Source organism: Cyanobacteriota bacterium (assembly GCA_027618255.1).
Taxonomy (GTDB): Bacteria; Cyanobacteriota; Vampirovibrionia; order LMEP-6097; family LMEP-6097; genus JABHOV01.
Window position 1 is genome coordinate 1 of the sequence record JAQCFG010000079.1, and the last position, 7,528, is coordinate 7,528.

Consider the following 7,528-nt stretch of genomic DNA (forward strand, 5'->3'; position numbering starts at 1 on the left):
AGTGTCTTTGTTTGGATCTTTGCCATCAATTTCTGCAATGTATTGTGCCTGGTACATTATCGGTCTTGCGTTATCCGCCATTCCGCCATCAATGGCAATATATTTACGGACATTGGGGATGTCTTTGATATTGCCTACCTTGTACACAGTTATGCCAGCTGGACCAACTATGCTTCTGCCTGGCTCCGTAAGAACACGAGGTTCTTTGAGACCAAGCTCTTTGCAATTGCTTTTAATTGAGCCAGCGATGATTTGGACCCAATCTTTTATTTCAGGAGGATCATCTTGATTGGTGTACATGATTCCAAGTCCACCACCTACATTGATATCTTCAAACTCTAGTCCATGTTTGTCTTTGATTTTTTTGTAGAGTTGAAGTAATACTTTACAAGTATCTTTGTGCGGCACAGTCTCAAAAATTTGTGAACCAATATGCGCATGCAAACCTCTAATGCTAATTTGTTTATTGGTTTTGAGTCTGCTGATGATTTCATCAAGCTCTTCAATATTGAAACCAAATTTGGAATCTATTTTGCCGGTCTTGATGTATTCATGAGTGTGACATTCAATACCAGGTGTCACGCGCACTAAGACTTGGCAGCTTTTGCTTGGGTCTTGAGCGAGATGGTTTTCGATAAATGAAAGTTCGGTTCTGTTATCAAGCACCAAAGTTACTCCAGTATTGATTGCCAGTGTAACTTCGTCTTGGCTTTTATTATTGCCATGGAAAATAATTCTTTCTGTTGGAAATCTGGCTTCCAGTGCTGTGCGCAACTCACCTGCGCTAACAACATCTAAACCGAGACCTTCTTGCTCAATGATTTTGCACATCGCCATGCAATTGAGTGCTTTGCTGGCATAAATCACCAGGTGATTAGGATAGTGGGTTTCAAATGCTTGTTTGTAGGCTTGTGCTCTTGCACGAATTGTTTGCTCGCAAAGTAAGTAAGTAGGACTGCCATATTGTTTTACTAATTCAGCTACTTTAATTCCTCCAAGGGAGATTTGATACTGATCATTAATCTCTAGACTGAGGGGTTTGACTTGATTGAGTTTCTGTTCTGTCATGGTCATTGTTGTTGATAATAGCATATCGTTATTGCGAGGCAAAGCCGAAACAGGTCTAATGCTAAAATCAAGCCAGTGAAACTAGCCGTAAGTCAAATCAATCCAATTATCGGTGACCTAGAGCACAACTTTAAGTTGATGTTGAAGGAAATTGAGTTTTGCAAAAAAGACAATGTCAACTTACTAATTTTTCCTGAGCTTTCAATGCTCGGTTACCCGCCTAAGGACTTGATACTCAAACATGGTTTGCTAGAACAACAAGATCATTTTATTAAAGAGCTTGCACTTTATACTGACGAGCAGTTTGCTGTGATTGTTGGTGGAATTGCACCAAATAAACATTTTGGTAATAAATATTTTAACTCTTTGTTTTGTCTTGCAGAAGGCAAAATCAAAATGCTCACCCATAAAGTGCTGTTGCCTAGTTATGATGTTTTTGATGAGTTGAGATATTTTGAAGCTGCTCGTCGCCCCAAGATTTGGGAATGGCAGGGTTCTAAGGTAGGTCTGACTATCTGCGAGGATATTTGGATGGAAGCCTATCCCAACCTTTATAACAAAAACCCGATTGAGGAGCTGATTGCAGCTGGTGCTGAAATGATAGTCAATGCTTCTGCTTCCCCGTATGCTCTTGCTAAACCCAAGTTTAGGCAAGAATTGATTTGCAACCTTGTGAAGAAATACAAAGTGCCGATCGTTTATGTCAACCAAGTTGGTGCCAATGACCAATTGATTTTTGATGGTGGTTCTTTTGCTGTTGATAGTTCAGCGAAACTAATTGCTAAAGCAAAGAGTTTTGTGCCGGATAGATTGGTGATAGATTCTGAATCATTGTTTGCAAAGAATGATTCACTTGATATTCTTGATTCGGATCTTGAAGAACTGAAACAAGCACTGATACTTGGTCTAAGAGACTATGTCCGCAAGTGTGGCTTTGACAAGATAGTGATTGGGCTTTCTGGTGGCATTGATTCAGCGATAGTTGCCTATATTGCAAGTGAAGCGCTTGGTGCCAAAAATGTTTATGCCTATATGCTTCCTTCTGTTTTCACCAGTGATGAGAGCTTCAAAGATGCTGAAACACTCGCCAATAAGCTTGACCTTAATTATGAGATCATCGAGATCAAAGAAGCGCATGAGTTAATGCGTAAACTAATGACGAATCTAACACCATTAGCTGATGAAAACTTACAGTCTAGGTTAAGAGCCAATATATTAATGGCTCAAGCCAATTCAATGAGTGCAATTTTGCTTGCGACTAGTAACAAGTCAGAGATTGCAGTTGGTTATTCTACTTTGTATGGTGATAGTTGCGGGGCGATTGCTGTGATTGGTGATTTGTTGAAGACCACTATTTTTGATTTGGCTCGTCACATCAATTCCAAGGACGAAATTATTCCAAACAATATTCTTGAGAAGGCGCCAAGTGCTGAGTTGCGTGAGAATCAAAAAGACAGCGATTCTTTACCTGATTATATAATTCTGGATCAAATTATTAAGCTCTATATTGAGGATCTCAAGTCACTTGATTTGATTGTTGCGGCCGGTTTTGATAAGGAACTAGTTAAACGAGTGTTGAATATGATTGATAGGGCTGAATATAAACGCCAACAATCACCGCCAGTGCTCAAGCTGGCTCAAACAGCTTTTGGTTTTGGGCGCAGGATGCCGATTGCTCAAGGGTTCAAGCATTAGCATTTGCGCTGATCACGCAAGCCTCTCACTTTGCAAGCCAAGGTCTTGTATAATTGCTTTGTGTTGCAAACTTCAACAGACAAACAGCTTCTTCGTCTAGGCTCAATCAACTTCATTAACTGCTTGCCGGTTAATTACAAGTCTGCTGATTTGTTTGAGGATGGTTTTGAGTTGATCGAATCAAGTCCAAGTGATTTGAATCGTATGCTTCGCGTTGCTGAGCTTGATCTTGCACCGATTTCTAGTTATGAGTATCTTTTAAATAAGCCACTCTATACCAAGGTAGATGGAATTTCTATTAGTACTAAAGAACAAGCTCAGAGTGTGATTCTTTTTATAAAGGATGGGATTGAGACATTGACTCAAGCTCGTGAAATATTTGTTACTGCTAAGAGTGCAAGTTCAGTGAATCTTTTGAAGATAGTCTTGGTTAAGAATTATGGTTTTAAGCATCAGGCTGGACATATCTTCAATCCAGCTGGCAAGCAAGTTGAATTTATTTGTTTTAGTGAGAATAATGATCAGATGCCAATCAAGTTGTTGATTGGTGATGAGGCTTTGCTAGATTGCCACGCCCTTGGAGCTCGCAATGACGTCAATATGGTTGATTTGGGTACTGAGTGGTATCAACTTACTGCTTTGCCGATGGTGTTTGGATTGTGGGTGATTAATAAAAACTCAGGCTTGCAGCAAGACACTATCAGTAAGATTTTGATAGCCAAGAAAAATAAATCATTGACAGTGGATTACCCAGACATGATTATTGAAGCATATAGACAAACTGGTTTGAGTAAACAAGTTTTGCAGAGATATTTTGCTGTCTTGGATTATGATTTTGAACAAAGACATCAAAGCTCATTAGATTTATTTGAGAGCTATTTAGGAGAATTGAATCTATTATGCTAGAAACCAGCAAGATTAATTTCGGTAAGATGTTTATTGTCGGCTTTGAAGGAACGACGCTCACTGAGGAGCTTGCAACTAAACTCAAGAAACTTGACCCAGGTGGAATTATATTTTTTGATACTAATATAGAATCGCGCGAGCAAGTCAAGCAATTGATTAGAGACCTCAAAAAGCTTTTGGGTGAAGATCTAATTATAAGTGTGGATCAAGAGGGTGGTAAGGTTCAGCGCTTGCGCAAGATTAGCCCGAACTTGCCAAGCTTGATGGCTCTCGGCAAGATTAGTGCAGAAAATGAAGACGCTGATTTATTGGTAGAGCATACTAAATTATTGGCTTATGACCTTAAGGATCTTGGTTTCAATTTTGTTTTTGCACCTTGCGTTGACTTGAATACGAATTCACGCAACCCTGTTATCGGCACTCGTTCACTGGGGAATGACTGTAAGTTGGTGATGGAACAGGCTGCCATTATGGTCGAGACTTTTGTTGAAGCTCGTATTGGATGTTGCGTTAAGCATTTCCCTGGACATGGTGCTACTGATATTGATTCTCATTTAGCTTTGCCGCATATTAGTTTGGATCATCACAATTATATGGGACACTTGAGCCCATTCTTTAGAGCGATTGAAGAAGGTGTTGATGCCATCATGACGGCACATATTTTAGTTGATGTTGAGGATATTGAAACCCAGTCAGCGATTTGCTCGACCCATCCAGTTAGTCTTTCTCATGAGTTTATTATGGATGATTTGAGAGACAATTTTGGTTTCTCTGGTTTGGTGATTAGTGATGAAATTACCATGAAGGCACTTGCTGAGTATGGTGATTACAAAGAACTTGCTTTGGATATGATTTTTGCTGGTAATAATCTAATCATCTGGAATACCAATATTGATGATGCTGTAGCGGTTGCCGATTACTTGAATAAACTCAAATCATCAAATATCTATGAGTTTTATGCACGCTATCACGAAACAATATCGAAACTATATAGCTTCTTCAATAATTTAAGAAGGTTTGCTTCAGAGCCTGAACCATTTGATAAAACTGCAGCTATGACCAGGATGCATGAGCTTTGCCTTGCTGCAATTGAATTAAATAAACCACTTCCACAAATACAGAGCTATTTTGAAACTAAGGAGCAAGAGCTTGCCCAAAAAGATACAGCAGTTGTGATATTACAGCATCCAAAGCTAGAGGAAGAAGAGATTCGTGAGGTTTTTGCTTTGGATACTTACCAAATTAAAACAGTTGATGATTTCGATAAAGTATTTTTCTCTCGTTACAAGACTTTGATTTTGCTGAGCTTTCAATCTCATTTTTGTGAGCAGGGTAAAACTTTGATCAAGAAATTTAAAAATATCGACGATACTAATTTATTGTATGTCGCTTGTGATCAACCAGATCCAGAGGCTGATATTAATTTATTGGGTGCTGGTAAGATTCATTATCAGGCTCTGAAACAGTTGATCTCTGCCAAGTTATGCTAGTATATTAAACCAATAAAAATTTCCTCGTATTTACAAAGCTCCTCTCCGATTCGGCGCAGCTGCTGTGGCAAAACTTTATTGTTTTGCTTTGCAAAACGATAGGCAACGCCAACCCGACATCGTCGAGGATTTTGCTAAATACTTCAGAAAACGCAGCTATTGGACCATCCTGGTCGGGCTCACTTGTCATATCTCTTCATGGCAAAGTAAGTCTGGCCAGCTTGAATAAAGCCAGAGACTATCATATATAGAAGAGCACCAGCTGGAAGAGGGATAATTAACATCATTCCAGTCATCATAATTGGCATCATAGTTGCCATTGATTTTTGCATTGCCACTTGCGGGTCTTCTGTCTCGCCTGGTTTAGTTTCAGCAAGTTTGGGTGCGTTGAGTTTGGAAGAGAGCCAAATGCTAATCCCAAAGAGTGCTACTAGAATTAAAATGTCTATATTGAGAGTACCAGTTTTTTTGTTGAATACTCCTGTGTCACCAAAGTCCTTGATGAAAAAGAAACTATCGTTTTTCAAGCTTTGCGGTAGTTTGGCTTCTAGTTTGGCACTACCTCCAGCCGTTTTAGCAGTAATCACAGCACTACCGTCTGTGTTAGCTTCAAGATTGACAAAGTCGTTGTCTTTAACGCCGTTAAAGAAACCCCACTTGATTGCAGCTGGATCCAGCTGGGCATCGCCCATTGCTTTAGTTGCTTTGAGTGTATAGTTCTCACCTTCAAGCATGGTGATCTTCTTGGCATTGAGCATGATTCTTGCTCTTCTACCTTCTGAATCTACATAGATCTCACCTTTGTCATAATATTTGATTTGCTTTTTGTTTGCTTCAGCAGCTGAAACAACTTTGACGTCAACAAAAATTGGTTTGGATTTAAACGGAGGTCCAGAGAAAGTCCAGAACAAACCAAGTAAAATAGGCATTTGCACCAAGAGAGGCAGGCAACCACCAAGTGGGTTTACATCGTTGTCTTTATAGAAGCTCATCATTTTTTGTTGGAATTCTGCTCTAGCCGTTTGCAATTTGGCAGGATCGTTTTTGAGCTTCTCTTCTGTCTTTTTGAAGTCATCTTGTTGCTTTTTCATTTGCGGCTGAATTTGCTGCATCTTTCTAGTGCTTTTGATTTGTTTATAGGTAAGTGGGGTTAGGACGAGCTTGACGCCAGCTGTCAGAAAAACAATTGCCCAGCCAAAACTAACTAAGCCTATGCCGCTTGTTAATTCATGAATAGAATTAAGTAGAGGGATAAAAAGAGAATAAGTGATTGCAGTAATATCCATTGATTCTATTGATTTTACTCTGTATTTGAGCTGTTATGAATGTGAAAAGCTTTTTTTAAGAAAAGAAGTGAATGATCTGTATTGGTCTATACTTGTTTCTTGAGCTTCTTGATTAGGTCATGATATACCTGTTTATCACGCTCTAGTATCAATTTATCTAGTATCTCGTTATCTTTTCTGTTAACGAAAAGAACTTCACCTGTATGTTTTTGATTATTGTAGATTTCTTCTAGTCCAAGCTCTTGAGCAAGTTCACGAGTGGCCTTGGTAGTTGTTCTATCACTCAAGTCAAAAGTCATAAAACAAACTCTCTTGTCTTTTATATAGTCTTTGGCTACTTCTTCAAATATTGGTGCAGTAATTGAGCAGCCACCACACATGTCGTGATGAATATCAATTACAAGTAGTTTGGCTTTTTGGATTTCTTTTTTGCTTGGTTTTGAGAGTTGGTAGCTTCTGCGCTTGGCAAGAATACTTGCAACCTCGTTGCCTTTGAGTAATTCCTCAGTTGCTTCTATGTATTGTTCTTGCGAATCAACACCGTAAAACTTAGTAAGAATTTTTTTACTGTCCTGATCGATAAAAAGTAATTCGCCGGTGTGTCTTTCATTCTCGAAATGATCTGATAGATTGAATTTCTTGGCAATCTCGGCAGATGTTTTGATTTTGGCTGGATTAGTCTCGTCAAAGACTAAATATTCAACATTGTTTCTTTTGGTCCAATAATCCTCTGTTTGATGAATGATCGAATCTATTTTGCTACATGTCTTGCACCAGTCACCGTGAATGTGAACAACAAAGAGTTTGCGTGCATCTTTTATTGTTGCCGGTACTGGGCAATTATTCATGCAGCAACAGCCTGACACCAGAAATAAGCATATAGCTAAGATGTGGAAACGGATTGAGGCTTTCATTGATTCTATTATATAGTAATTTGAGCTAGTAATGGCGTTTGATCTTTTGATTCTATGCGAGGTGTCATAAGCTATTGGACTTGTTTTGAAAGTCGGAATTATCTCCAAAGGCAACACGCGCATTCGTTGCGGTTGCTACTTTTTTAATGGATCCGACTAGAAGACTTTA

The 7,528-nt window shown here is 39.0% G+C and carries 6 protein-coding genes; 3 read left to right on the top strand and 3 right to left on the bottom strand.

The genetic code is table 11. The features are described 5' to 3' along the window. The coding region (gene lysA / locus O3C63_08940; protein ID MDA0773053.1) for a diaminopimelate decarboxylase at positions 1-1,074 on the bottom strand (1,074 nt) is incomplete at its 3' end. A gap of 69 nt (positions 1,075-1,143) precedes the next feature. Between lysA and O3C63_08945 the strand changes: the two genes are divergently transcribed. From O3C63_08945 to O3C63_08955, 3 genes are read left to right on the top strand one after another with little or no spacing between them, the layout of a single operon-like run. Beyond that, positions 1,144-2,763 carry an NAD+ synthase gene (locus tag O3C63_08945; GenBank protein MDA0773054.1) on the top strand — a complete coding sequence of 540 codons (1,620 nt, stop codon included), beginning with the start codon at positions 1,144-1,146 and terminating at the stop codon, positions 2,761-2,763. A 60-nt stretch (positions 2,764-2,823) separates the two neighbouring features. Continuing rightward, on the top strand, positions 2,824-3,669 hold the full coding sequence (locus tag O3C63_08950) for a menaquinone biosynthesis protein (GenBank protein MDA0773055.1): 846 nt from the start codon (positions 2,824-2,826) through the stop codon (positions 3,667-3,669). Next, positions 3,663-5,159, top strand: coding sequence for a hypothetical protein (locus tag O3C63_08955; GenBank protein MDA0773056.1), 1,497 nt, complete (start codon positions 3,663-3,665; stop codon positions 5,157-5,159). The genes O3C63_08950 and O3C63_08955 overlap by 7 nt, the downstream gene beginning before the upstream one ends. A 179-nt stretch (positions 5,160-5,338) precedes the next feature. On the opposite strand, the gene yidC is transcribed toward O3C63_08955, so the two are convergent. Together yidC and O3C63_08965 are read right to left on the bottom strand one after the other, a co-directional pair. Next, complete coding sequence (gene yidC / locus O3C63_08960) at positions 5,339-6,445, bottom strand: membrane protein insertase YidC (protein MDA0773057.1); 1,107 nt, start codon at positions 6,443-6,445, stop codon at positions 5,339-5,341. An 86-nt stretch (positions 6,446-6,531) separates the two neighbouring features. After that, the gene (locus O3C63_08965; protein ID MDA0773058.1) at positions 6,532-7,311 is read right to left on the bottom strand and encodes a thioredoxin family protein; all 780 of its coding nucleotides are present in this window, start codon (positions 7,309-7,311) and stop codon (positions 6,532-6,534) included. Between the last annotated feature and the right edge of the window lie 217 nt (positions 7,312-7,528).

What these genes read in the sequence shown, in the direction of transcription:
- O3C63_08955 (MDA0773056.1), top strand. Translation starts at nt 3,663, where the DNA reads ATGCTAGAAACCAGCAAGATTAATTTCGGTAAGATGTTTATTGTCGGC.
- yidC (MDA0773057.1), bottom strand. Translation starts at nt 6,445, where the DNA reads ATGGATATTACTGCAATCACTTATTCTCTTTTTATCCCTCTACTTAAT.